Below are 377 nucleotides of genomic sequence, written 5' to 3'. Positions count from 1 at the left end.
TAAGCCCTCCAGCGCCGATGGTACTTGGACCGCAGGGTCCTGGGAGAGTAGGACGTCGCCAAGCCGGCCATCTTATCCTTTACGGGATAAGCGGCCAATAGCCAGCGAGCCTGGCAATCAATGCGGGCCTTTAGCTCAGCTGGTTAGAGCGCACCCCTGATAAGGGTGAGGTCGGTGGTTCGAGTCCACTAAGGCCCACCACACAAGCAATCGAATACTTCCCATGGGGACATAGCTCAGCTGGGAGAGCACCTGCCTTGCACGCAGGGGGTCAGGAGTTCGATCCTCCTTGTCTCCACCATTGCAACTCCGTTGCAATCACTTGCACCTTGAAAACTGGATAGCGAAACGAAGCGCAAATAGAAACATCTCTTGCC

At 56.0% G+C, this 377-nt stretch carries 2 tRNA genes; both read left to right on the top strand.

Annotated features, from left to right (window positions below):
* Positions 1–124 precede the first annotated feature (124 nt).
* Positions 125–201: transfer RNA gene (locus tag LKX83_RS32050), tRNA-Ile, on the top strand.
* Between the two features lie 24 nt (positions 202–225).
* A tRNA-Ala gene (locus LKX83_RS32045) sits at positions 226–301 on the top strand.
* Positions 302–377 lie beyond the last annotated feature (76 nt).

Source organism: Cohnella baijiui (genome assembly GCF_020731285.1).
In the GTDB taxonomy this organism is placed as follows: Bacteria; Bacillota; Bacilli; order Paenibacillales; family Paenibacillaceae; genus Cohnella.
This window is presented reverse-complemented; position numbering and strand designations above follow the sequence as displayed.